Below are 24370 nucleotides of genomic sequence, written 5' to 3'. Positions count from 1 at the left end.
CCATGATGACGGATTTTCGGCAAGTCATGACGGCCATACGAATTATTGGCCCGGCCTTCCTCTAAGCCTGAAGGGTGCTGCTGTTAGTGGCGCATGGCGGGAAGGTCCGGGATCGAACGGCTGTGCCTTACAGTCTCCTGAGTTTTTAGAGTATCCGCCCGCCATTTGCCGTGCGGGCCTGACAGGCAAATAATAAAATGACCGAAATGACCGCCAAGATTGACTATTCCAAGACCCTCAATCTGCCGCAGACTGATTTTCCGATGCGCGCGGGCCTGCCTGCGCGCGAACCGCTATTCGTGCAGCGCTGGGAGGAAATGAACCTCTATAAGAAGCTGCGCGAAGACGCCAGGGACCGTCCACTCTATGTGCTCCATGACGGCCCGCCCTATGCCAATGGAAATATTCATATTGGCCACGCGCTCAACAAGATACTCAAGGATGTGATCACCCGCTCGTTCCAGATGCGCGGCTTCAACTCGAATTACGTTCCGGGATGGGATTGCCACGGTTTGCCGATCGAGTGGAAGATCGAGGAGAAATATCGCGCGCAGGGCAAGAACAAGGACGAAGTTGAGATCAACGAATTCCGCAAGGAGTGCCGCGAATTCGCAAGCCACTGGATCAAGGTTCAGTCGGAAGAGTTCAAGCGCCTCGCTATCTGCGGTGATTTCGAAACCCCCTATACGACCATGAATTTCCACGCCGAAGCGCGCATCGCCGGCGAGTTGCTGAAATTTGCAGCAACCGGCCAGCTTTATCGCGGCTCCAAGCCGGTCATGTGGTCGGTGGTCGAGCGTACGGCGCTGGCCGAGGCAGAAGTCGAGTATCACGATATTGAATCGGATATGATCTGGGTGAAGTTTCCGGTCGCCGGATCAGGCGAATTGGCGGGCAGCTTCGTCGTCATCTGGACGACCACGCCATGGACGATTCCCGGCAACCGTGCCGTTGCCTATTCATCGCGCATTGAATACGGTCTTTACGAAGTCACTGACGCTGAAAATGATTTTGGACCGCAGCCGGGTGAAAAACTGGTTTTCGCAGACAAGCTGGCAGAAGAATGCTTCAACAAGGCGAAACTTGAGTTCAAGCGCCTGCATGATGTACCTGCAGAATTGCTTGCCAGTATAGCTCTTGACCACCCGCTCAAAGGCTTTGGCGGCGGATACGAATTCATCGTGCCGCTCATCGCAGGCGATCACGTCACCGACGATGCCGGTACGGGTTTTGTGCATACCGCCCCCAGCCATGGCCGTGAAGACTTTGAAGCATGGACGGATCATGCTCGCGAGTTGGAAGCGCGCGGCATCGATCCGACGATCCCTTTCCCGGTCGATGATGCGGGTTTTTATACCAAGGATGCGCCGGGTTTTGGTCCCGACCGCGAGGGCGGTGCTGCGCGCGTCATCGATGATAATGGCAAGAAGGGTGACGCCAACAAGGCCGTGATCGAGCAGCTTATCGCCAGCGACAGGCTGTTTGCGCGCGGTCGCCTCAAACATTCCTATCCGCACTCATGGCGTTCGAAAAAGCAGGTCATTTTCCGCAACACGCCGCAATGGTTCGTCTATATGGACAAGAATCTCGGCGATGGCACCACGCTGCGTTCGCGTTCGCTGAAAGCGATTGACGATACCCGTTTTGTGCCTGCCGCCGGTCAGACGCGGTTGCGCGCAATGATCGAAAGCCGCCCCGATTGGGTGCTCTCGCGCCAGCGCGCATGGGGCGTGCCAATCTGCGTGTTCGTTGATGAAGACGGCAACATCTTGCAGGACGATGTGATCAACAAGCGCATCCTTGATGCTTTCGAAGCCGAAGGGGCGGACGCATGGTTTGCCGAAGGCGCGCGGGAGCGTTTTCTTGGTGATCGCGCCGGAGAAGGCTGGACGCAGGTTCGCGACATTCTCGATGTCTGGTTCGATTCGGGCTCAACCCACACTTTCACGCTGGAAGATCGCCCGGACATGAAATGGCCGGCGGATGTCTATCTGGAAGGCTCGGACCAGCATCGCGGCTGGTTCCATTCCTCGCTGCTTGAAAGCTGCGGCACGCGCGGGCGCGCGCCTTATAATGCCGTTGTGACTCATGGTTTCACCATGGACGAGAACGGCAAGAAGATGTCGAAATCACTTGGCAATACGGTGACACCGCAGGACGTCATCAAGGATTCGGGCGCGGATATATTGCGTCTTTGGGTGATGACGACCGATTATTGGGAAGATCAGCGTCTGGGCAAGAGTATCATCCAGACCAATATCGATTCCTATCGCAAGCTGCGCAACACCATCCGCTGGATGCTGGGAACGCTCGCCCATGACGAAGGGGAAAACGTGGCCTATGCTGATCTGCCTGAACTGGAGCGGCTGATGCTGCACCGGCTTGCGGAACTGGATGAGGTCGTACGCTCAGGTTATGACGCCTTCGATTTCAAGCGCATTTCGCGCGCGCTGATCGATTTTATGAATGTGGAGCTTTCGGCCTTCTATTTCGATATCCGCAAGGATGCGCTTTACTGCGATGCGCCATCGAGCGTGCGCCGCAAGGCCGCCTTGCAGACCGTGCGCGAGATTTTCGATCGCGTTACGACATGGCTGGCGCCGATGCTGCCCTTTACCATGGAGGAAGCCTGGCTCGACCGTTACCCGCAGGCCGCTTCGGTCCATATGGAGCAGTTCCGCAAAACCCCCGCCGAATGGCGCGACGATGTGCTGGTGGAAAAATGGCGCAAGGTGCGCAATGTCCGCCGCGTCGTCACTGGCGCATTGGAACTGGAACGGGCGGACAAGCGGATCGGCTCGTCGCTGGAAGCAGCTCCTCTCGTCCATATCGCTGATAAAAGCCTGCGTGATTCGCTCGAAGGGCTGGACTTTGCGGAAATCTGCATTACCAGCGGCATCGAAGTGACCGATGCGGCTGCACCCGACGATGCTTTCACGCTTGATGAGGTCAAGGGTATCGCTGTGGTGCCTGCGCGGGCCGAAGGGCAAAAATGTGCCCGTTCCTGGCGTTACACGACCGATGTGGGTTCGGACCCCGAATTCCCTGAAGTCTCGGCGCGTGATGCGGGTGCGCTGCACGAATTGAAGGCACTCGGCAGGCTTGCCGCCGCGTGAGTTGAACCGGGCGCAGTGTGCGCCCGAACTTCTTTTGCGCAGGCACTTGCCCTCATGGGCGTGGACATGATGAAATGGCAATTAATAACGCGATTGCCGCAGGGGATGCTCTGATGTAAAAGGCTCTCCTTGGATTAACTTGCAATCTGCCTTGGAGTTGCCGGTTTCTTGCGGCAAGGGTGACTGATAAGCTTTTGCTATACAATTCGGCAGGCGTAAAAGAAGTGGCGCTAATGAAGATTGAAGGACGAGTTCTGGTATTGATGACGGCAGTTGCGGGCCTCGCCCTCTCTGGCTGCGTCTCCTCGCCGACCTATGGAACCGACAAGACGGCGAGCGCCCAGCTCTTCGATGATGTGTCGAACATGGCAAGTTTCGGCCAGGGTAACAAAAAAGAACGCATAGACTATAAACCGCGCCCCGAGCTTGTTCGCCCTGGTGAAGGGGATAACAATGCGACGTTACCCCCACCGCAACAGAGTGTGGTCAGTGCAGGCGACCCATCTTGGCCGGAATCGCCGGAGCAACGCCGCAAGCGCCTACGTGATGAGATTACTGCAAACCGAGACAACCCGAATTTCATTTCGCCTGTCATGCAGGATGGACCGGTTGCTTCTAATGCGCAGGCGATGCTTCCAAGTGGAAGCAGCCGCCGCGAGGACTATGCTTCCCGCACGCCGACATTCGATTCGGCGAAAGTCGCAGCTTCCAAGAGGGCGCGTGAGCAGCAGACACGCGGCTCTTCGACAACGCGCCGTTATCTGAGCGAACCACCGCTTACCTATCGCGCGCCGGCAGCCACGGCTGCGGCTGGCGAGCTTGGTCAGGACGAAGCACAGAAGGAACGGGAGCGCAAGAAAGCCGCAGGCGTTAGCAAGGGTTGGCGGGATTACCTGCCTTGGAACTAATATTTCACAATATGAGTTTTGTTCATTGAAAACAGCCGGAGGTATCTTCTTTCGGCTGTTTTCAATTGGCTGGGGTTTGTTTCGATAGCGCGCCGGGCTGAGGCCGTCTCAATTATCTTTTATCGCGGAAGAAATCCTTGAGAAGCTTCTGCGACCGGGCTTCGGAAAAGCCCGCATAGATTTCCGGAATGTGATGACAGGTGGGCTGGGTGTAAAAACGTGGTCCATGCTCGACGCCGCCGCCTTTCGGGTCGGGCGCGCCATAGTAAAGTCGGCGGATGCGGGCGAAGGAAATCGCTGCGGCGCACATGGCGCATGGTTCGAGCGTGACATAGAGATCGCAATGCGGCAACCGCTCGGATTGCAGCAACTCTCCCGCCTGCCGGATAGCAAGCACTTCGGCATGGGCAGTGATGTCGTTCATCTCGCGGGTACGGTTGCCTGCGCGGGCGATGATGCTGCCTTCATGCACGATCACCGCGCCGATGGGCACTTCACCGCGCGTGCCTGCGGCTTGCGCCTCGTCAAGCGCCGCTTCCATTGGGGACGCCGGTCCGATCGATGAAATTTCTGTCGCCTTTTTCACCGCAACCTCATTTCATGCCTGTGTAGGGAAATTTTGCTCGCATGCTATTGAGTGATTTGTTACTGCATAAGTCTCGAAATCGAAACCGATTTGCGAACGAATTTATACGGCGTTTATGATCCGCATGGTTCTAGAGCATTTCCAGCAAAAGTGTGAAACGGTTTTGCGTTCGGAAATGCGTGAAAACAAACAGATAGAGCGGTTCCGAGGAACCCATTAAAACTGGAACCGCTCTTGCCCGCTTTGACAGGCGAAGATAACACGGCGGCGCTGCTGAGAGGCCAACACCAGATGAGTAAAGATGATGATAACAAGGGCGGTAAACGCCCCCCTCATGGACGAGGTGAAGGCCGAGGCGGAGGCGGAGGACGTGGTGCAGGCGGGGACGGGCGTGGACCCGATAAGCCGCGCAGATCTGCGCCTCGCACGGTTGAAGGCGAAGCAGAAACAAGCGAGCGCATAGCGAAGCGTCTGGCGCGGGCCGGTATCGCCTCGCGCCGTGACGCGGAAATGATGATTGCGGCGGGCCGTATTACGGTGAACGGCAAGGTGCTGGTAAGTCCCGCTATCAATGTAAAGCGCACCGATATCATCACCGTTGACGGCAAGCCGATCAAACAAGCCGAGCGGACGCGGCTCTGGCTTTATCACAAGCCCGCCGGACTGGTGACGACCAATCGCGATCCAGAGGGGCGCCCGACGGTTTTCGAGGCGCTGCCGCCGGAAATGCCCCGCGTGCTGTCGGTCGGCCGTCTCGATATCAACACGGAAGGTCTGCTGCTGCTGACCAATGATGGCGGCTTGTCACGCGTATTGGAATTGCCATCCACCGGCTGGCTGCGCCGCTATCGGGTGCGCGCGCATGGCAAGGTGACGCAACTCCAGCTCGACGAACTCAAGAATGGCATTGCGGTCGACGGCGTCTTTTATGGTAGCGTTGAAGCCACGCTCGAACGCGAGCAGGGGAGCAATGTCTGGATCTCGATCGGTCTGCGCGAAGGCAAGAACCGTGAAGTGAAGAATATTCTCGGTGCACTCGGTCTTACCGTTTCCCGACTGATCCGCATTTCCTTCGGCCCCTTCCAGCTTGGCGATCTGGAGGAAGGTGCGGTTCGCGAAATTCGTGGGCGCATTTTGCGCGACCAGCTTGGCGAAAAACTCGTCGAGGAGTCGGGCGCTGATTTTGATGCGCCGATCCATAATGAATTTTCCAATACTGCCGTTCAGGGGCGCACGCGTCGCGATGTAGAAGAGCGGGAACCGGAAGGCGAGCGTCGCCGTGCGCCGCGCGAACGCGAATGGATTTCAAGCACGCCTGAGCGCCGCAAGGGGCGTGACGATAAGGCCGCTGAACGGACCGAGCCGCGCCGGCGCGGCAATGCGAATGTTTGGATGGCTCCCGGTGCGCGCCCCAAGGGCGAAAAAGCCGCAGCGAAACATGCGACGCGCTTCGAGCCTCAATTGCCGCATCGTCCTGCCAAGGCCAGTGGCGATTTGCAGTCGCGTCCGCGCCGTTTTGAGGATGATGCGCAGCACCGCAACGAACCGCGCGACGACGAGCGCCGCCGTGGCGCTCCACGTTCCGAGGAAGGGGGCGAGCAGCGCCCGAAGCGCTTGGGCAAGCGTGAGCGCGCGCAAGCGCGCGATGATTCCGGCGAACGCTCGCAGGGCGGTTTTGAAGGTCGCAGTTTCGGCAAGGGATCTGCCAAGGCTGGTCCAGCCAAGGGAAGCTCGGCCAAGGGAGGCTCAGCAAAGGGAAGCCCGACAAAAGGTGGTCCATCCAAGAGTGGTCCGTCCAGGGGACCGAAGGACTTTGGCAAAGGCCCTGACCGGGGCGGTTCCGGCGGACGGCCGGGCGGCGGCAAGCCACGGGGCGGCAGACCGGGAGGCAGTGGTGCGGATCGTCGGCGGTAAATTTCGCGGAAGGGGGCTGGTGACGCCTGCCACCAGCGCCATTCGCCCGACCACGGATCGCACGAGAGAAAGCCTTTTCAATATTTTGGCCCATAGTTTTCCTGGCAAGGTGGACGGCGCGCGTGTTCTCGATCTTTTCGCCGGCACGGGCGCGCTAGGGCTGGAAGCCTTGTCGCGTGGCGCGCGCTATGCCATTTTCGTAGAGGAATCTGCGGAAGGTCGCGGTATTTTACGGCAGAATATCGAGGCTTTCGGCTTGCAGGGCCACAGCAAGATTTTGCGTCGCGACGCGTGCCGTTTGGGTGAGGCGGGCACAATAGAGCCTTTCGATCTGGTATTCGCCGATCCTCCCTATGGTCGCCGGATGGGCGAGAAGGCATTTTTATCGGCGCTTGATGGCGGCTGGCTTAATCCTGACGCACTTCTGGTACTTGAAGAAGATGCGCAGGCATCACTTGCGCTCGACGAGCGATTCGCTGTGCATGAAGAACGAAATTACGGCGGGACCATTATCCGTTTCATCCAGTTGAAGCATGATATATGAATCGCTCGCCTTTTGAGTGCAGATCATGCCGCCCGCAGGACCGGGCGGGAAAAACTGATTGGAGATGTCGTTTGGTGCATAACCTTTCCCTCCGGCGCGTATTATTGTCCACGGCGCTTGGCTTCATATTGGCCTTGCCATTTGCGATGGTCCCTGTTCAGGCCCCTGTCTGGGCGCAGGATGCGGCACCCGCGAGGCAGGCGGCAGCTCCCGAAGCGCTGTCCACCTTGCCGGACATCATGCTGTCCGAAGATGTCGCGAGCTTCACCCTTGAAAACGGGCTGAAGGTGGTGGTCATTCCCGATCATCGCGCGCCCGTGGTCACGCAGATGATCTGGTATCATGTCGGCTCCGCCGATGAAGCGCCGGGCAAATCAGGCATTGCCCATTTTCTTGAGCATCTGATGTTCAAGGGCACCAAGAACCACCCGGTGGGCGAGTTCTCTGCGCAGGTGGCGGCGATTGGCGGTCAGGAAAATGCTTTCACGTCCTACGACTATACGGCCTATTTCCAGCGCATTGCCCCGGAAGCGCTCGAAATGGTTATGGATTACGAATCCGATCGGATGGCCAATCTGGTGCTGGACGAAGATGCGGTGACGACCGAGCGCCAGGTCATTCTCGAAGAACGCCGCATGCGGGTGGATTCCAATCCGGCGGCGATGCTGATGGAAAATACCGATGCGGTGCTTTTCTACAATCATCCCTATCGCGTGCCGGTGATCGGCTGGCAGCAGGAAATGGCAAAACTCAGCCTCAAGGATGCCGTGGATTTCTACCAGCAATATTATACACCGAACAATGCGACGCTGGTGATTACAGGGGATGTCACGCCTGAGCGAGTGCGTGAGCTTGTTATGAAAACGTGGGCAAAGGTGCCAAAACGCGCCGAGGTCCTGCCGCGCGAACGCCCGCAGGAACCGGTCAAGCACGCTGCCCGCGTGGTCACATTGCATGATGAGCGGGTGAGTACACCCTCCTTCCGCGTCTCGTGGCTGGTGCCTTCTTACGCCAATGAAAAGCGGTTCCCGGAAGCGAAGGCAGGCGACGCGCCCACGCTCGATCTTCTGGGTGAAATATTGGGCGGCTCACTTCGTTCCCGGCTGTACCAGGAACTGATCGTCAAGCAGGGTATCGCCGCCAATACGGGCGCGAATTATGGAGGCGATGCGCTTGATGACGGCACTTTCTCGGTCTATGGCTCGCCGCAAAACGGCAAGACACTGGCCGAGGTGGAAAAGGCGGTGCGGGCGGAAGTTGCACGCATCGTCAGGGAAGGCGTCACGCAGGCCGAACTGGATCAGGCCCGCAACCGTTTCCTGAAAGCGATCATTTTCGCCCGTGACAATCAGTCGGGCATGGCGCGCATTTATGGCTCGACCCTTGCCATCGGGCAGACCATCGAGGATATCCAGAAATGGCCGGAACTGATCAAGTCTGTCACCATCGACCAGATCAAGGACGCCGCAAGCCGCTATCTTGTAGAGGATCAGTCTGTGACGAGCTATTTGCTGCCGCCCGACACCGAGCCCGAAAATGCGCGCGAAAATCCCGGCATCTCGTCACAGGGGCCGGATGCAAACGATGCGGGGGGAGCAATCCAGTGAATACTTCAATTATGCGCGGCTTTGCCCATGCGCGCACTGCTTGTGCCGCTTTCATTGCGTTTTTTCTGCTGCTGATGGTTTGCAGCTTGCCTGCAAACGCCATTGAAATACAGGAAGTCGTTTCGCCGAAAGGCATTCATGCTTGGCTGGTCGAGGACAGTTCCGTACCGCTCGTTTCCATGCGGTTTTCGTTCAAGGGGGGGACTTCGCAAGACCCGGCGGGCAAGGAAGGCCTTGCCAATTTGATGACAGGGCTGTTCGATGAGGGCGCAGGCGATCTCGATTCCGACAGTTTTCAGGAGCAGATTGACAATCTGGGCGCGGAGATGAGCTTCTCCGCTTCCGGGGATTCTGTTTCGGGCAATATCCGCATGCTGGCTGAGAATCGTGATGCCGTGACCGGGCTATTGGCGCTGGCGGTCAACAATCCGCGTTTCGATCAAGACGCCATCGACCGTATCCGCCAGCAGGTCGTGGCGAGTATTGAGGCTTCGCAGCGTAATCCGTCCACAATTGCCTCGCGCAAATTTGGCGAAGTGCTTTACGGCAACCATCCTTATGGCCGTCCGGATGAAGGCACGGTGAAGTCGCTGCAAACGATTAGCCGCGACGATCTGCTGAATTTCCACCGCACGAATTTTGCCCGCGATCGCCTGACCATCGGCGTTGTTGGTTCCATCGACGCGAAAGAACTTGGCGAAATGCTGGACCGGGTCTTCGGCGATTTGCCCGCCATGGCCGAGCTGGTGCCGGTACCCGATGCAAAACTGGCGCTTGGTACGACGACCAGCCTCAGCTTCGACATGCCGCAGACATCGATAAGCTTCGTCTATCCGGCTGTTCCCCGCAAGGACCCCGAATTTTTCGCAGCCTATCTGATGAACCATATTCTTGGAGGCGGTTTCACTTCGCGTCTTTATGCGGAAGTGCGCGAAAAGCGCGGGCTGGCCTATTCGGTTTCTTCAGCCATGGTGCTGCGCGACCATGTTTCGGCATTGATGATTTCGACCGCAACGCGGCCCGAAAAAGCGCAGGAGTCACTAAAGATCATTCGCGAGCAGGTTGCGGCAATGGCCAATGACGGGCCTACCGAGGCCGAGCTTGCCGCCGCAAAAAGCTACCTGAAAGGCTCTTATGCGGTTAATAACCTCACTTCCTCCGTGTCAATCGCTGATACTCTGGTCGGATTGCAGGAAGCTGAACTGCCGCGCGATTATATCGACAAGCGTGGCGAGCTTATCGACGCGGTGACACTTGATCAGGTAAAAACTATCGCCAAAAAACTTTTGCAGGCAGAGCCAGCCATCCTTATTTACGGACCGGCCCAATCCTGAAAAGTAAATCGTAAGGAAGAGATATGGATACGACCGTGCCAGCAGGCCCGCGCATAGCCGTTGCTTTTGGCGGCGGCGGAGCTCGCGGTATTGCCCATATCCATATTGTCGATGTGCTGGATGAGCTGGGTATAAAGCCGGTCGCTATAGCCGGGTCGTCCATCGGCTCGATCATAGGCACCGGCATGGCGAATGGGATGAGCGGCAGGGAACTGCGTGACTATATGGGGATGATTTTCACCCATCGTTCGGAAATCGCGCGCCGCATATGGCGAACCCGCCCGGAACGCTGGGGCGAATTGCTCAAGGGCGGTTTTCGCGTCAGCCAGTTCAATATCGAAAAAGTGCTGGACGTTTTTCTGCCGCCTGAACTGCCTGCCAATGTTGAAGATCTGAAAGTCCCGATGAGCATTACGGCCTCGGATTTTCACGCTGCGAAAGAATTAAATATCGAAAAGGGCGATTTGCGTTCGGCGATTGCGGCTTCCTGCGCCATTCCACCGGTCTTTGCGCCTGTGCGGCGCGAAGGCCGTATTCTGGTGGATGGTGGACTGTTCAATCCGGTGCCGTTCGATCTGCTGTTCGACAAGGCGGATATTGTGATTGGCATCGATGTGGTAGGTGCGCCCGTCGGCCCTGATGATCATATGCCCTCGACATTCGAGGCGGTGATGGGGGGCAACCAGCTTACTATGTGTGCGATCATCGAGAACAAATTTCGTTGCTGCGCGCCGCATATTTTCCTCCGCCCCAATGTGGACAGGATCGGGCTGCTTGATTTCACCAGGTTCGAGCAGATACTTTCCCAAAGCGCGGGCGTGCGCGACGAACTCAAGCGTGCGCTTGATGGGATCATGGCGGGTAAAAATCTGTCATCCTGACGGATTACGCCATTGCGGGAATAATTGAGCAGGTTTGGATTACATAATGATTTCAGAGAGTTCGGCGAGTAAGCTGGTTGACTATGCTGCGACGCTCGTCGCTGCGGCCCGACGAGCAGGCGCGGATCAGGCGGATGCGGTTGTAATCCGGGCGCGCGCGTTGAGCGTCTCGGTGAGACTTGGAAAGGTCGAAGGCACCGAATCGTCTGAAAGCGATGATTTTGCCCTGCGCGTGTTTGTCGGACGGCGCGTGGCGAGCGTTTCGGCCAATGCGGGCAGCGATCCCGACCGGCTGGCGGAGCGCGCCGTCGCCATGGCGAAGGTTGCGCCCGAAGATCCTTATGAGCAACTGGCGGACCCGGCATTGCTGGTGCAGACGCCGCGCGATCTTGATCTTTTTGATACGACTGAGATCGACACGGCGCGCCTGACGCAGGATGCGCTTGCCACGGAAGACGCCGCGCGCGCCGTTCAAGGTGTGACCAATTCGGGCGGGGCGGGCGCGTCCGTTGGTATGGGCGGGCTTGTTCTTGTCACCTCAACTGGCTTTTCCGGTCATTATGCCGCGACACGCTTTGGCCGTTCAGTCTCTGCAATAGCAGGCGAGGGGACGAAGATGGAGCGTGACTATGATTTCAGTTCGCGGCTTCACTTCGCCGATCTCGATACCTCCGAGGAAATCGGCAGGCGGGCGGGAGAGCGCGCCGTACGCAGGCTTGGCGCGAGGCAGGCAAAGACCGGTCCAGTGACGGTCGTTTACGATCCGCGTCTGGCGCGCGGCATCGCAGCCCATCTTGCCAGCGCCATCAACGGCGCATCGGTCGCGCGCAAGACAAGTTTCCTGCGCGACAGCCTCGGTCGGCAGGCACTCAAAAAGGGCCTGTATGTCACGGATAATCCGCTGCGCTCGCGCGGGGCTTCCTCTCGACCTTTTGACGGAGAGGGCATGGAAGGCCAGCCCCTGACCATGGTTGAGGATGGCGTGTTGCAGCATTGGCTGCTGTCGGGTTCCAGCGCGCGTGAACTGGGATTGACGAGCAATGGGCGCGGCGTGCGGTCTGGTTCGAGCGTATCTCCTGCATCGACCAATTTCGCCATCGAGCCGGGCACGCAATCGCCCGAAGAATTGATCCGTTCGGTCGAAACGGGTTTTTATGTGACGGAAGTGTTCGGGCAGGGCGTCGATATGATTACCGGCCAGTATAGCCGGGGCGCGTCGGGCTTTTGGATCGAGAATGGCGAGTTAGCCTATCCGGTGAGTGAGGTGACGATAGCCTCCAACCTCAAGGATATGTTTCTCAACATGACGCCCGCTTCCGACATCGACCGCAATTTCGGCATCACCGCGCCCACATTGGTAATCGAAGGCATGACTCTTGCCGGAAACTGAGCGACGACAGGATATTCACGCGGAACTCGAATTGTTGCGCCATGCGGCTCGCGAAGCCGGGCGCATCGCCATGCGCTATTTCGGCCAGTCGCCGGAAGTGTGGCTGAAGGATGGACATTCGCCGGTCAGCGAAGCTGATCTGGCGGTCGATCGTTACCTTCGCGAAGTATTGCTGGAAGCGCGGCCGGATTATGGCTGGATTTCCGAGGAAACCATCGATGAGAGAAGTGTCGCGCAACGTCGTCGTACTTTCATCGTCGATCCGATTGATGGAACCCGCGCCTATATTGCCGGGCAGGATCAATGGTGCGTCAGCATTGCTATTGTAGAGAATGGAAAACCGGTGGCCGGTGTGCTGCAATGTCCGGCGCGGGGCGAGGTCATCGAAGCGGGCAAGAGACTTGGAGCATCGCAGAACGGAATGCCGATCCGAACTCATCTGCCGCCTGCGGATGAAAAAATCGTTATTGCATCGGCAAGATCGCTGGTCGATACCATGCCGGAGGTGTGGCGTGATCGCGTAGCTCTGCATCCTTATGTGCCGTCGCTGGCCTATCGTATCGCCATGGTGGCGCGGGGCGATATCGCGGGTACCTTCATTCGGCCCAATTCCCATGATTGGGATCTGGCGGCGGCCGATCTCATTCTTAGCGAGTCGGGCGGAGCCATTCTTGGCAGCGACGCCTCTCCGCTTATATATGGGGGGCCGACGCTGTCGCACGGCTTCCTCGTCGCCGCTAGCGGAAACCTCCTTCAGGAGATGTTGAGTGTTGTCGCGGAGTGGCCGTTGGGCTAATCATGCCGCGAACCGATCTTATTCAGGAGTTATTGTCATGAGTGTCGAAGGCGACAAGAAACAGCTTCTTCATCTGGTGTTTGGCGGCGAGTTGAAAAAACTTGGAAGCGTCGAGTTCCGGGATCTCGATAAGCTCGATATCGTCGGCGTCTATCCAAATTACGAGACAGCGAAAACTGCATGGAAAGCAAAGGCTCAGCAGACGGTCGACAATGCGCATATGCGTTATTTCATCGTTCACATGCACCGTCTTCTTGATCCGGGGAGTACTGAGACAGGAGCTGATTAAGGCTTTTGCCGGACATGCTTGAGTAGCGATCAATATATGCACGATGACAGGAACAGCTCGGCGATGACCGTAAAACGCAAGCGGACGGATGGTTTTGCCAAAAATTTTTGGCGGCGTATCCGTGGTCCGCTCGCGCGGTCGGACTTTATCAAATCCGTACTGGTTCAGCTTATCACTGGCTATTTGAAATTCGTTCATGTGACGAATCCGCGCTTGAAGGATTCTGCTGATCCTGAAGCTATCTTGCGCAAATACAGCCCGTCGATTGTCACTTTCTGGCATGGCCAGCACATAATGGCTCCTCTGGCGCGCCCGGAAGATCTGGAAGTGGTGGCGATGTTCTCGCGCAGCAACGATGCCGAACTCAATGCCCGCGTTGCCGAGAAATTCGGATTTATAACCGTACGGGGCTCTGGCGGACGCCGCACTGGGCCCGCTCCTGAAAAGGGTGGAGCGCGGGCGCTTCTTACCTTGAAAAATGCGCTGAAAAAGGGACAATCAGCTTCGATGATCGCTGACATCGCCCACGGCAAAGCGCGGGAGGCAGGTCAGGGAATTATTCTGCTGGCGAAACTGTCCGGGCGACCGATAGTGCCGTTTGCATATGCTTTTTCGCGCAACCATGTTTTGCAAAAAACATGGGACAAAACCACCATCCCGCTGCCATTCGGCCATTCCATGGTTGTGTGTGGAGATCTGGTCTGGGTAGATTCCGATGCTGACGAGGCACAACTGGAAGAAAAACGCATGGAATTGACGCGCCAGCTCAATGACGCGACGACAAAGGCTTATAGCGCATTGGAGAGAGCGAAATGAGTGAACGCTGGGCACGAAATATGCTGTCTGCCTATCGTTTGCTTGGTTCCGCCGCCTATCCGTTCATCGGAACCTATATCGCTTATCGTACATCCCGCGGCAAGGAAGAGCGTGATCGGCGCAGTGAGCGCTATGGTAAAACGGCGATTGCGCGGCCTCGGGGGCCTGTCGTCTGGGCGCATGCGGCAAGCGTCGGTGAAACGGTAGCTATAGCCTCGCTTGTCGAGAGCATCGCGGCTACGGGCATTCACATTGTCATGACCACCGGAACCGTTACCTCCGCCAAACTGGTGGCGGACCAGCTTGGCTCCAAGGTCATCCATCAATATGCGCCTCTTGATCTGCAACCAGCGGTAAATCGTTTTCTCGACCACTGGAAACCCGATCTGGTGATTGGCTGCGAGTCGGAAATATGGCCTGCTACGGTATTGTCGCTTGGTGCGCGTCACATCCCGCATGTGCTGGTGAACGGCAGAATGTCGGACCGTTCCTTCACAGCATGGCAGAAACGCCCGGAACTGGCAGAAGCGCTGTTTGAAAATTTTGCCCATGTGATTGCGCAATCGGAGCTGGATGGCGACCGTTTTCGCAAACTGGGCGCGAGGCCGGTGAGCGTTTCGGGCAATCTGAAAGTGGATACGGCTCCTGCACCTGCCAACCCACAGGCTCTTTCCATCTTGCAGCGGCAGATCGCCGGACGGCGCACATGGGCGGCAATTTCCACGCATGAGGGTGAGGACGAAATTGCCGCTGAAGTGCATCAGATGCTCAAGGTGCGTTATCCGCGTCTCGTCACCATCATTGTGCCGCGCCATCCCCATCGCGCGCCGGCAATTGAGGCGATGCTTACTGAAAAAGGATTGAAGGTCGCGCTGAGAAGCCGTGGCGATGTAATCGAAGCGGACACGGATGTTCTGCTTGGCGACACCATTGGTGAAATGGGGCTTTATCTGCAACTCACCGAGATTGCCTTTATCGGCAATTCGCTGACGAAGGCGGGCGGTCATAACCCGCTCGAACCAGCCATGATGGGTACGGCGGTATTGACGGGTCGAAATGTGCAGAATTTCCGCGAATCCTTTCAGCGCCTCATCAAGAATGGCGGCGCGCGGGTTGTGAAGGATCGCAATATGCTGGCCGGCGCCATCAACTTTCTGTTCAATAATCCCCAGCACTTGCGCACGATGATCAGCGCCGGTGCCAACACGGTCCGAGATATGCGCGGTGCCCTGGATCGTACTCTGAGCGCATTGGAGCCTTTCATTCAGCCGTTGATCCTGCAAGCGCAATTGCCAGGCAACCGCAACGAGACGGCTCTCATATCGGGTCAGAGCTGATATGGCGAGTGAGGCACCGCCCTTCTGGTGGGAAAAGCCCGATTGGCGTGCAATGACGCTGGCCCCGCTAGCATGGATTTATGGCACGGTGGCCGGGCGGCGGCTGTTAAAAGCGGAGCCGCCTAAAGTTTCTGCGCCGGTTCTATGTATAGGCAATTTCACCGTGGGCGGCGCGGGTAAAACGCCGACCGCAATTGCCTTTGCCAAGGCTGTTAAAAATCGCGGGTTGCGCCCCGGTATTGTCTCGCGCGGCTATGGTGGCAATTATACGGGGCTGCATGCAGTCGATCCTGATCACGACAGCGCGCGCCATGTTGGAGATGAGCCGCTATTGCTTGCGCGCCATGCGCCGGTCACGCTCTGTCCCAACAGGCGCAAAGCAGCAATGCATTTGCTGCAAAATGGCTGCAATTTCATCATCATGGACGATGGTTTTCAAAGCGCACGGCTGCATATGGATTTCGCGTTGCTGGTGGTCGATTCCACGCGCGGCATCGGCAATGGCCGCATTATTCCAGCAGGGCCGCTGCGCGCACCACTGACCGACCAGATGCGCAAGACCGATGCGATGCTACGCATTGGAAAGGGTGCGGAGGCCGATTTTGTAGTGCGCCAGGCATCGCGTGCCGGGCGCGTGATCTATGAAGCGCAGCTCGCACCGACTTCGGCGGCAAAAGTGGCTGGACGTAAATGGCTGGCTTTTGCCGGGATAGGCAATCCGGACAAATTCTTCGCCAGCGTGAGACAGGCCGGGGGCGAGATAGCGGAAACGCACGCATTCCCCGACCACCACAATTATCAACCCGAAGAGATTCGCCAACTTGTGCTAACAGCGGACCAGCATGACATAGGATTGATTACCACGGCCAAGGATCATGTGCGGCTTGCGACGATGATCGGCGCACCCAAAGATTTCCTTCGCCAACTGGCGGTCCTTGATGTCGATCTGCAATTCGAGCGCAAGGATGCGCCTGATCATATTATTGAAACGACCCTCGACCGGTTTAAGATGCGTTCGCGGAAGTAATCCGTTCTTGCGCGGGACTTTCCTGTGTTTCCTTGCCGCTGTTCGCGGATCTCGAAAGTTCGATACGAGTGAGTGGCGGCGTAAGCCCATGCCGCCGGATGGCTGCATCGACCGCAGTTAGCACCGCGTCGCGACAGTCGATGTCATCGACAAAGCTGGGTACCCAATAACGAATGGTATAGCGCACACCTTCGGTATCATATGAGAGAGTGCGGACGTCCGGCTCGCGCGATTGCATGATGATTGGCGTTGACTTGGCTGCTTCGGCCAGCAGGATCTTGCCGGTTTCAATGGAAATACCATGGCTCAGGACGATCTCGGCACTGGCGCGATAATGTTTCTTGGGAGCGCTGTAATTGGTCATGCGCTGGCGGGAAATCTGGCTGTTTGGCAAGATCATATAGGTGTCGTTCCGGGTGAGGAGCCGGGTCGTACGCCAGCCGATCTCTATGACGCGGCCGCGTATGGTGCCATCGATCTCGACCCAGTCGCCGATGCGGAAGGGAGCTTCCAGCCCCAGGGCAATTCCTGATAGAACGTCAGCCAGCACATTGCGGATGGCGAAGCCCAGAATGGCGATGATCAGGCCGGAACTCGCGAGCGCACCGCCTGCGGATTGCCCAAGCAGCATGGCGACTGTCGCAATCGTCGCGGCAAGAAACAGCGCTGCCGAAATCAGTTCGCGCAAAAGCTTGGGAGATTTTCTGCGATCAGGGGAGGTCCGTTTTAATGTCGAGCCTATGATGCGAGCGACGAGCCATGCGCCGGAAAAATAAATGCCAGCAATGCTCAATTGCCTGATAGCGTTTGCGTCCACATCCGGTGCAAATCGCAGAAATAAAAGGTCATGAAAAATATAGATCGCCACGCAAAGAATGACGGTAATTGTTGGCCATAAGAGTAATTGTATATTTGTATTGTTCTTCAAATATATCCTCCGGTTTCGTTAGTTATAGAGATGATGAAGGGCTGCGAGCGGGTCGGTCAGGGAACCCGGTCGCTGGCCGTCACCCCGCCTTCGCCCTCAAGGCGCGCAATCCGCCTGGCTTCGGACTCGGTGAATTTCAGCCGCACGCCGATGCCCCCGCCGTTCTCTTCGATAAACACCGCGCCCAGAACTTCCAATTCGGCCTGAAGCTTTTCGATTATAGCAGTGTCGGGGGTGTGGATGCCGCGCTCGAAATGTTCGATGAGTTTTTCATCCGCTTTCGCCCGCATTGCCAATTTAGGTCGGGTGATTTCGACCAGTGCGCGTGCTGCCCGACATTGAGAACCAGTAATCATCTTGCGTGCCCTTTCTGTCTGATCTAAAAGAATTAATTATTTCAGTAGGTTATAGCCGATATTTCGCCGAGGGGCAATGCATGCCGTGCTTGTTGATCCGTCAGGGTAGCCAATGTGTCGACAAGTTGCGTACAAATGCTTATTCTTCTCCGATGCCATGCACGACACATTGGCCTTTCCCGGCGCTGGCAGAAGGATCAGTTGATGACAGATGATGACAAAACTCCCGCGAGCGAGCGCAAGCGCGGTTCGGGCGTAAAAATGGTCTATGACCTGCTTCGTGATGAAATTCTCGATCTGGTTCTGGCCCCGGGCAGTCCTATCGATGAAGTACAGCTTGCCGAGCGTTTTAAAATGTCGCGCACGCCCATTCGCGAGGCATTGGTGCGGCTGGCAGGCGAAGGGTTGATCGATACGCTGCCCAACCGCTCGACGCTGGTGTCGAATATCGACTTCCTCAACATGCACACCTATTTCGACGCCTTGACGCTGATGTATCGCGTGACGACGCAGCTTGCCGCCAAGAACCACCGACCGTCTGATCTTGAGATTATTGCCGGGCATCAGGCCGAGTTCGCAGCGGCGGTGAAAGCGCAGGATGCGCTGGCAATGATTGCTACCAATGCCGCTCTGCATCTGGCGATAGCGGAAGCGGGGCGCAATCCTTATTTCACGAGCCTGTTCAAGCGGCTTCAAGATGAAGGGCGTCGCATCCTGCGGCTTTATTATCAGTCCTATAATGATCGGCTACCGAAACGTTTTGTCGAAGAACATGACGAAATGATCGCCGCTATCGCTGCACGCGACACGAAACTGGCGGAACGGCTGGCGGGTGCACATGCCGAACAGATCGTAAGTCAGGTGCAGAAACTGGTCATGCGCGATGACCGGCTGGAAATAAGTCTGTAAGCTGTCGATTTTATGTCGACAAATAAAATACAAGTAGTAATATCCCATCCCAGATGTGGTTTCGCGTCTGGAATTGCGTCAAGATGAGAAGCTGACCGAGAGGAGTTTTTGATGGCGGCTAATGTTTTTTCCGGCGTGATCCCGGCTCTGATGACCCCCTGCAAGGATGATCGTACTCCTGATTTCGATGCGCTGGTGCGTAAGGCCAAGGAACTGATTACCGACGGCATGTCGGCTGTCGTTTATTGCGGCTCCATGGGCGACTGGCCGCTATTGACAGACGAACAGCGCATGGAAGGCGTCGAGCGCCTTGTGAAGGCTGGTGTTCCGGTGGTTGTCGGCACGGGCGCGGTCAATACGGCCTCCGCCGTGGCCCATGCCGCCCATGCGCAGAAGGTCGGTGCGAAGGGTCTGATGGTCATCCCGCGCATTCTGTCGCGCGGCGCGGTGATTGCGGCGCAGAAGGCGCATTTCAAGGCGATCCTTTCAGCGGCTCCCGATCTTCCTGCGGTGATCTACAACAGCCCTTATTATGGCTTTGCCACCCGCGCGGATCTGTTCTTCGCGCTACGCGCCGAGCACTCCAATCTCGTGGGTTTCAAGGAATTCGGCGGCGCTGCCGATATGCGTTATGCGGCTGAGGACATCACCAGCCGCGATGACGAGGTGACATTGATGATCGGCGTCGATACGACGGTCGTTCATGGCTTCGTGAATTGCGGCGCGACGGGCGCGATCACTGGCATCGGCAATGTTCTGCCGAAGGAAATCATCCACCTATGCAATCTGGCGCAGGCGGCAGCGAAGGGTGATGTCGATGCGCGGCAGCGCGCGCAGGAACTCGAACAGGCGCTTGCCATTCTGTCTTCCTTCGATGAAGGCCCCGAACTTGTTCTCTATTTCAAACATCTGATGGTTTTGAAGGGTGACAAGGAATATATGCTGCATTTCAACGAAACTGACGAGCTTTCAGACAGCCAGCGCGGTTATGCCGAAGCCCAGTTCAAGCTGTTCAATAGCTGGTATGCCGAATGGAGCAAGCTGCCCGGTACGGTGCAGCAATATAAAGCCTGATTCGGTTTGCAAAATGAGAAAGGCCCTCCCATCCCGGAGGGCCTTTTTATTTGCTCGTTCTGGTCAGGGTCAGATGCATTACGAAATGGCATCAAGGCCCTTGTCGAGCAGGAAGTCGAGCTGGTCGATTTCTGCCTTGGTCAGCTTGACGCCTTCACTCTCGGATTCGGCGCGCGCAGCAAAACGGCGCTGTGAGGGCAGGCGTGCGCCCTGACCCACAATTGCGTCAAACAGAGTTTCGGCGCGCGCAAAAGGATCGCCGGAACGGCCTGCGGAAAACGCTTCCGGCGAAAAGGCGACAATCAGTTCGCCATGCATAGGGGAAAGCGTTGTGGAGCCAAGGAAATCAAGCACTTCAGGGCTGGTCAGATCGCCGATCATGATGGCGGCGAGAAGCTCGACCATTGTGCTGATGGCAGAACCCTTATGTCCGCCAAAAGGCAGCATGGCGCCGGCAAGGGCCGTTTCGGGATCAGTGGTCGGATTGCCCTCGGCATCGAGCGCCCAGCCTTCGGGCAGTTGCTTGCCCGCGCGGCGATGCAGTTCGATCTCGCCGCGAGCGGCGACCGATGTGGCGAAGTCGAAAACATAGGGCGTATTGTTTTTGCGCGGCCAGCCAAATGCGAACGGGTTCGTACCCAGCAACGGCTTGTTGCCGCCGGTGGGCGCGACGGTTGCATAGCTTGGGCACATGACGAGCGTTGCCAGACCTTGTGCGGTCAGCGCTTCCACTTCCGGCCAAAGGGCGGCGAAATGCGTGCAATCATTGACGACGAGGGCCGCAACTCCGTGTTTGCGCGCGCGTTCGGCCACGACCGGCACCCCCATTTCAAAGGCTGGATTGGAGAAGCCGAAATTGGCGTTTACGCGCACGATAGCCGACGCTTCCTGCTCAATGATTTCAGGGATTGCATCTGGTTTTACCTTACCGGCCTTGACCGTGCGCAGCGCGCCTTCGATACGATAGATACCGTGCGATTTACAGTGATCGCGCTCGCCCGCAACGATCACACGAGCAACGGCCCCGGCCTGTATGGCGTTCAGGCCGGCTTTACGAAAAATCGCCTCTACGCGCTCTTGAAGGGTGGCAATGGTCAGGATGGTTGTTTCGGTCATCATGCGTCTTTCGTGGCTGTGCCGGATGAAAAGCCGGCAGGATAATTTGGGCAATCCGGATACTGGCCCAACCGGGCGCTGAATGCTACCATGGGATGGAAAAACGAACCTCATTCCAAAGAAAAAGCCCCGCGTGGGCGAGGCTTCTTCACTGGCTGGTAGGGATAATTATCCGCTGACGGCGCGCCCAATCCATATCAGGATACAGGCACCAATAAAGCCCGCAATCAGATAGCCAAGCCAACCCCCAAATGATACGCCGAGAAAACTGAAAATAAAGCTGGCTATCGCAGCGCCAACTATACCCAAAATGATATTCATGAATATGCCGGTACTGCTATTCATGAAATTCGAGGCTATCCATCCGGCAAGACCGCCTATGATGATTGCTGCAATCCAGCCGATACCTGCGTCACCCATTTTGAATGCTCCTCATTTATTAAACATCGGAACGCACCCCGAGAATATGAAACTATCCTCAATGAAGATGCGTGTCGAATCAGGCAGTTAGGGCATCGATCTCTGACAGACTGATCAATGCCCTATTGATATGTAGCGCAAATTCAGTTCGGCAAGGGTGGAGCGCCATTCTTGCAAGGCTGGAAAACAATCAGAACAGCGGCACTGATAACAGCGATATCGTATTATGAACGATCACAAGACCAATGCCAGTAATAGCCAAAGTGGAAATAATATCTTCCATAGTATCCTCCCCTTCACAAGCCTGCGCCATGCAGTGAAGCTTAATATAATACTTTAGTATAATAAATGAAGACGGGGCCGAAAACTGCGAAATCTGGCCCCATAAAAGCAGAGAAGGGAGAGTACGGGCAGCAAAGTATAATCATGCTTGATGGCTGTCCGTTTCGCGTGGCCGTAACGGGCCGATTAATCGCGGACTTTATCGATGATTTTCAGTGTCTTCACGTCAAGTTCCAGATCATAACGATAGCCGTCGGAGTGACGTGCGTCATCAACTTCCCAAACCTTGTCGTTGTCCAGTTCCACTTCGCCCCATGACGAATAACCGGCAGCGGTGAGAACTTCTTCGATTTGCTTGCGCTCGTCTGCATTAGGGTGACGATCTGCAAGCGCCGATGAGCATGCGAATACTGCCACAGTCAACGATATGGCAAAGGTAATGGGTGATTTCATGATTGTTTCCTGTTTATGGTCGCTATTTAAGGTTTCGCCGCATCCTCTCCTGCAGACAGATATGGCAGTTATTTACGTCAGCAATAATATGAGCGGCACTACAATCAGAAAAGCAACAGCCACACTGCTTTCGATCTTTGAATACCAGAGCATGTCGGCCTCCCATATGGTTAATGACTGATTAAGAAACGCACTCCTGGCGATTTGGTTCAATTCCATTGTACCAATATGTTGAAGTGTTCCGTCAGAATAATCTCACACCAGCCGGACTTGTCGCGCTGACCAAGGCGGACAGGGCAGGGGCAGAACGTGTCGAAGGCAATGACGAAAACGGGAAGCGGCGGGGTTGCTGGGGATGACAGAAGCAGGGCAGGAGCGAGCAATAGGCCGCATAGAGGGGAAGCTTGACCTCATCATCTCCGATCAGGAAAAAGCGCGGCAAGATCGCAAGCAGCAATACGAACGTCAGGAAAAATCCGAACGCTTGCTGGAAGCTCTTCAACGCAACATAGAAAGTATCGACATGCGGCTTGAGAAGGTCGAGGAGCCTGTTGCTGAATTTAGCCGCTGGCGTGAACGCGGGGTTGGCGCGATAATGCTGATCGGCGCTTTTGCTGCGGCCTTTGCGACATACTGGAAGAAGATCGTCGCTATTGTGACGGGGTAGTGTCTTATCGACTATTCTCAAACCTCAATAAGGTTCGCTTTGCTGTTGAACATTGCGGCGACCAGTATCTTGTAAATATCAGCATCAAATATAGGGGCGGGACTGACCTTGTTTATATCCAGATCATCCAAGGATTGAACCGTGCCGTAATAGTGCCAGTTCTTAATCAGGTGGATGGAAGTCAATTCTTCATATTTTTCTTTCAGTCCGACAAACCCGGCGAAAGGCCATGTTCTTATTCGGTATCCAGCCAGTGCTTCACCCAGGCGGTCATTGTGTGCCTTGATGTTTTCATGCCCACAGCAGGCTCCATGGCATCTCTTGAGGGAGTGTCGGAAACAACCGCGCGAGAATATAGTGCTCTCCATCCCCATGACCGCGAGACAAAGCCCGTGCTGATCAGCCAGGGCGCGCAGAAGTTCTTCGGCTGATCTCCGGCTTCTGAACAGGCCATGCAGATTTTCGCTTTCGCTAAATTCTGGCGAACTGATTGCTTCAATCTCGACTGTATCGTCCGTCACCCGGATTGAGTGCAAGATGCTTGTGGCGCGCAGCATTTTATTAAACATTGGCTGCATTCGCTTTATCAACTGGGCTTCGAGTAAAAGCGCGCTGAACTCCCCTGCCGTACGGATTATCTCGATTGATCCCGCTTGCGCGAGCAGCCGTTTTTCGGCTTTCGTCCGCAGGTGAGATAACAGGCGAGCGCGCAGGTTGATGCTCTTGCCTATATAGACCGGATAGTCGTTTGCTTTGCCGCGAAAGATATAGATGCCGGGCGCATTGGGGGCGGACGCCGCACTTTCTTGCAGGTGCTGCGGATAGCTGTAAAGCATATTGCTGAGCGGCAGGTCTGTTCGGGCGAGATGATGACGGCGCATTGGTCACATATGAAAGAGTTTGTCAGGTTTATAAGGCGTTTAGGTGCGGCGGGTTGTTGATATGTCAATCAGACGGCTGCATGATGGCTGCTTGAGCGCATTTTCATATTTCAGGGCACGCGATGTTCGTTTCGGGCTTGCCAGAAATAGCGAACATCGGGCTCTTGCTCCTCATTATTGCTGCCATCGGTTAGCTCGGCTTCTACAAAGCCATGCCTTTCATAGAATGTTCGTGCTTGCTGGTTGATCTGAAATGTCCACAGCGAGAGTTCGGTGAAAGCCTGTTTGGCAATATTCAGGAGCGAAGTGCCCACGCCGAACTTCTGATAGGCCGGCAATACATATAATTGCTCAATCCAGCGTTGGTTGATTGCTATGATTCCGGTCAGTGTGTCGGTGTCGAAGACACCCCACACATCGCATTCTTTAAACACGCGGTTGCGAAAAAACCAGGTGTCTTCGTCTGGGGTGTGGAGATTGGCAAGAGACGGAAGCCGATCATTAAATGATGCCCGCATGAGGCGCGCTGCGGCGTCCGCGTATTCAGAACCAAGCTTGACCGGGGGAGTTAAATTCATCGACATTTGATCATGGTCTAACAGCCGTTTGATGCTCTGTAAGCTCGACATTCACGTCTTTGCTCAGCTGGATTTCGGAATATCGTGTGACGCATTTTCGAAATAGGTTTCCCATGGTCTGCTGTTCTTGTCGAGCGCGTTGTGAGGAATGCCGCCATATA

General features: G+C 56.2%; 24 protein-coding genes. 16 read left to right on the top strand and 8 right to left on the bottom strand.

Annotated elements, in window-relative coordinates; genetic code table 11:
- Window positions 1–197 precede the first annotated feature (197 nt).
- Both ileS and KUG47_RS07515 read left to right on the top strand, forming a co-directional pair.
- On the top strand, window positions 198–3116 hold the full coding sequence (gene ileS / locus KUG47_RS07520) for an isoleucine--tRNA ligase (protein ID WP_217677319.1): 2919 nt from the start codon (window positions 198–200) through the stop codon (window positions 3114–3116).
- Between the two features lie 233 nt (window positions 3117–3349).
- On the top strand, window positions 3350–4024 hold the full coding sequence (locus KUG47_RS07515; RefSeq protein ID WP_217677318.1) for a hypothetical protein: 675 nt from the start codon (window positions 3350–3352) through the stop codon (window positions 4022–4024).
- 112 nt (window positions 4025–4136) lie between these two features.
- On the opposite strand, the gene KUG47_RS07510 is transcribed toward KUG47_RS07515, so the two are convergent.
- On the bottom strand, window positions 4137–4565 hold the full coding sequence (locus KUG47_RS07510; protein ID WP_254799405.1) for a nucleoside deaminase: 429 nt from the start codon (window positions 4563–4565) through the stop codon (window positions 4137–4139).
- A 336-nt stretch (window positions 4566–4901) separates the two neighbouring features.
- Between KUG47_RS07510 and KUG47_RS07505 the strand changes: the two genes are divergently transcribed.
- The 11 genes from KUG47_RS07505 to lpxK all read left to right on the top strand — a co-directional run bounded on the left by KUG47_RS07505 (window position 4902) and on the right by lpxK (window position 16545).
- The gene (locus tag KUG47_RS07505; RefSeq protein WP_217677316.1) at window positions 4902–6524 is read left to right on the top strand and encodes a pseudouridine synthase; all 1623 of its coding nucleotides are present in this window, start codon (window positions 4902–4904) and stop codon (window positions 6522–6524) included.
- Window positions 6505–7068, top strand: coding sequence for a 16S rRNA (guanine(966)-N(2))-methyltransferase RsmD (rsmD, locus tag KUG47_RS07500; RefSeq protein WP_217677315.1), 564 nt, complete (start codon window positions 6505–6507; stop codon window positions 7066–7068). Before KUG47_RS07505 ends, rsmD begins: the two co-directional genes overlap by 20 nt.
- Before the next feature lie 74 nt (window positions 7069–7142).
- Complete coding sequence (locus tag KUG47_RS07495; RefSeq protein ID WP_217677314.1) at window positions 7143–8675, top strand: M16 family metallopeptidase; 1533 nt, start codon at window positions 7143–7145, stop codon at window positions 8673–8675.
- A gap of 11 nt (window positions 8676–8686) precedes the next feature.
- Window positions 8687–10009, top strand: a complete 1323-nt coding sequence (locus tag KUG47_RS07490; protein WP_340162793.1) for a M16 family metallopeptidase — start codon at window positions 8687–8689, stop codon at window positions 10007–10009.
- Between the two features lie 23 nt (window positions 10010–10032).
- Window positions 10033–10890 (top strand): patatin-like phospholipase family protein, encoded by an 858-nt coding sequence (locus tag KUG47_RS07485; RefSeq protein ID WP_217677313.1) that lies wholly within the window; start codon window positions 10033–10035, stop codon window positions 10888–10890.
- Between the two features lie 46 nt (window positions 10891–10936).
- On the top strand, window positions 10937–12280 hold the full coding sequence (locus KUG47_RS07480) for a TldD/PmbA family protein (protein WP_217677312.1): 1344 nt from the start codon (window positions 10937–10939) through the stop codon (window positions 12278–12280).
- On the top strand, window positions 12267–13076 hold the full coding sequence (locus tag KUG47_RS07475) for a 3'(2'),5'-bisphosphate nucleotidase CysQ (RefSeq protein WP_217677311.1): 810 nt from the start codon (window positions 12267–12269) through the stop codon (window positions 13074–13076). Before KUG47_RS07480 ends, KUG47_RS07475 begins: the two co-directional genes overlap by 14 nt.
- Before the next feature lie 37 nt (window positions 13077–13113).
- Window positions 13114–13365: a DUF4170 domain-containing protein gene (locus KUG47_RS07470; RefSeq protein ID WP_217677310.1), complete on the top strand. Its 252-nt coding sequence runs from the start codon at window positions 13114–13116 to the stop codon at window positions 13363–13365.
- 63 nt (window positions 13366–13428) lie between these two features.
- Window positions 13429–14181: a lysophospholipid acyltransferase family protein gene (locus KUG47_RS07465; RefSeq protein ID WP_254799355.1), complete on the top strand. Its 753-nt coding sequence runs from the start codon at window positions 13429–13431 to the stop codon at window positions 14179–14181.
- Window positions 14178–15518 carry a lipid IV(A) 3-deoxy-D-manno-octulosonic acid transferase gene (gene waaA, locus KUG47_RS07460; RefSeq protein ID WP_217677308.1) on the top strand — a complete coding sequence of 447 codons (1341 nt, stop codon included), beginning with the start codon at window positions 14178–14180 and terminating at the stop codon, window positions 15516–15518. The genes KUG47_RS07465 and waaA overlap by 4 nt, the downstream gene beginning before the upstream one ends.
- 1 nt (window position 15519) lies before the next feature.
- Window positions 15520–16545, top strand: coding sequence for a tetraacyldisaccharide 4'-kinase (gene lpxK, locus KUG47_RS07455; protein WP_217677307.1), 1026 nt, complete (start codon window positions 15520–15522; stop codon window positions 16543–16545).
- Here the strand turns inward: lpxK and KUG47_RS07450 are convergent.
- Both KUG47_RS07450 and KUG47_RS07445 read right to left on the bottom strand, forming a co-directional pair.
- On the bottom strand, window positions 16523–17473 hold the full coding sequence (locus KUG47_RS07450) for a mechanosensitive ion channel family protein (RefSeq protein WP_254799354.1): 951 nt from the start codon (window positions 17471–17473) through the stop codon (window positions 16523–16525). The two genes, lpxK and KUG47_RS07450, sit on opposite strands and share 23 nt — an antisense overlap.
- 56 nt (window positions 17474–17529) lie before the next feature.
- Window positions 17530–17829, bottom strand: coding sequence for a helix-turn-helix domain-containing protein (locus KUG47_RS07445; protein ID WP_217677306.1), 300 nt, complete (start codon window positions 17827–17829; stop codon window positions 17530–17532).
- Between the two features lie 204 nt (window positions 17830–18033).
- Here KUG47_RS07445 and KUG47_RS07440 point away from each other — a divergent pair, with 204 nt between their 5' ends.
- Together KUG47_RS07440 and KUG47_RS07435 are read left to right on the top strand one after the other, a co-directional pair.
- The gene (locus tag KUG47_RS07440; RefSeq protein ID WP_217677305.1) at window positions 18034–18738 is read left to right on the top strand and encodes a GntR family transcriptional regulator; all 705 of its coding nucleotides are present in this window, start codon (window positions 18034–18036) and stop codon (window positions 18736–18738) included.
- Window positions 18739–18849: 111 nt separating this feature from the next.
- Window positions 18850–19812: a dihydrodipicolinate synthase family protein gene (locus KUG47_RS07435; RefSeq protein WP_217677304.1), complete on the top strand. Its 963-nt coding sequence runs from the start codon at window positions 18850–18852 to the stop codon at window positions 19810–19812.
- Window positions 19813–19890: 78 nt separating this feature from the next.
- On the opposite strand, the gene KUG47_RS07430 is transcribed toward KUG47_RS07435, so the two are convergent.
- From KUG47_RS07430 to KUG47_RS07420, 3 genes are all read right to left on the bottom strand, one after another.
- Complete coding sequence (locus tag KUG47_RS07430) at window positions 19891–20928, bottom strand: Ldh family oxidoreductase (protein ID WP_217677410.1); 1038 nt, start codon at window positions 20926–20928, stop codon at window positions 19891–19893.
- A gap of 168 nt (window positions 20929–21096) precedes the next feature.
- Window positions 21097–21348 (bottom strand): GlsB/YeaQ/YmgE family stress response membrane protein, encoded by a 252-nt coding sequence (locus tag KUG47_RS07425; protein ID WP_217677303.1) that lies wholly within the window; start codon window positions 21346–21348, stop codon window positions 21097–21099.
- Window positions 21349–21816: 468 nt separating this feature from the next.
- A complete protein-coding gene (locus KUG47_RS07420) occupies window positions 21817–22083 on the bottom strand; it encodes a PepSY domain-containing protein (RefSeq protein ID WP_217677302.1) in 267 nt (88 codons plus the stop codon).
- A 355-nt stretch (window positions 22084–22438) separates the two neighbouring features.
- Here KUG47_RS07420 and KUG47_RS07415 point away from each other — a divergent pair, with 355 nt between their 5' ends.
- Window positions 22439–22750 carry a DUF1515 family protein gene (locus tag KUG47_RS07415; protein WP_217677301.1) on the top strand — a complete coding sequence of 104 codons (312 nt, stop codon included), beginning with the start codon at window positions 22439–22441 and terminating at the stop codon, window positions 22748–22750.
- Between the two features lie 17 nt (window positions 22751–22767).
- Here KUG47_RS07415 and KUG47_RS07410 read toward each other — a convergent pair whose 3' ends face one another.
- Together KUG47_RS07410 and KUG47_RS07405 are read right to left on the bottom strand one after the other, a co-directional pair.
- Window positions 22768–23631, bottom strand: a complete 864-nt coding sequence (locus tag KUG47_RS07410) for a GIY-YIG nuclease family protein (protein ID WP_217677300.1) — start codon at window positions 23629–23631, stop codon at window positions 22768–22770.
- 110 nt (window positions 23632–23741) lie between these two features.
- Complete coding sequence (locus tag KUG47_RS07405; RefSeq protein WP_217677409.1) at window positions 23742–24215, bottom strand: GNAT family N-acetyltransferase; 474 nt, start codon at window positions 24213–24215, stop codon at window positions 23742–23744.
- Window positions 24216–24370: the final 155 nt, after the last annotated feature.

It is taken from the genome of Falsochrobactrum tianjinense (assembly GCF_019100495.1).
In the GTDB taxonomy this organism is placed as follows: Bacteria; Pseudomonadota; Alphaproteobacteria; order Rhizobiales; family Rhizobiaceae; genus Brucella; species Brucella tianjinense.
Note: the sequence above shows the minus strand (reverse complement) of the source record. Positions and strands in the feature narration are given on the sequence as shown.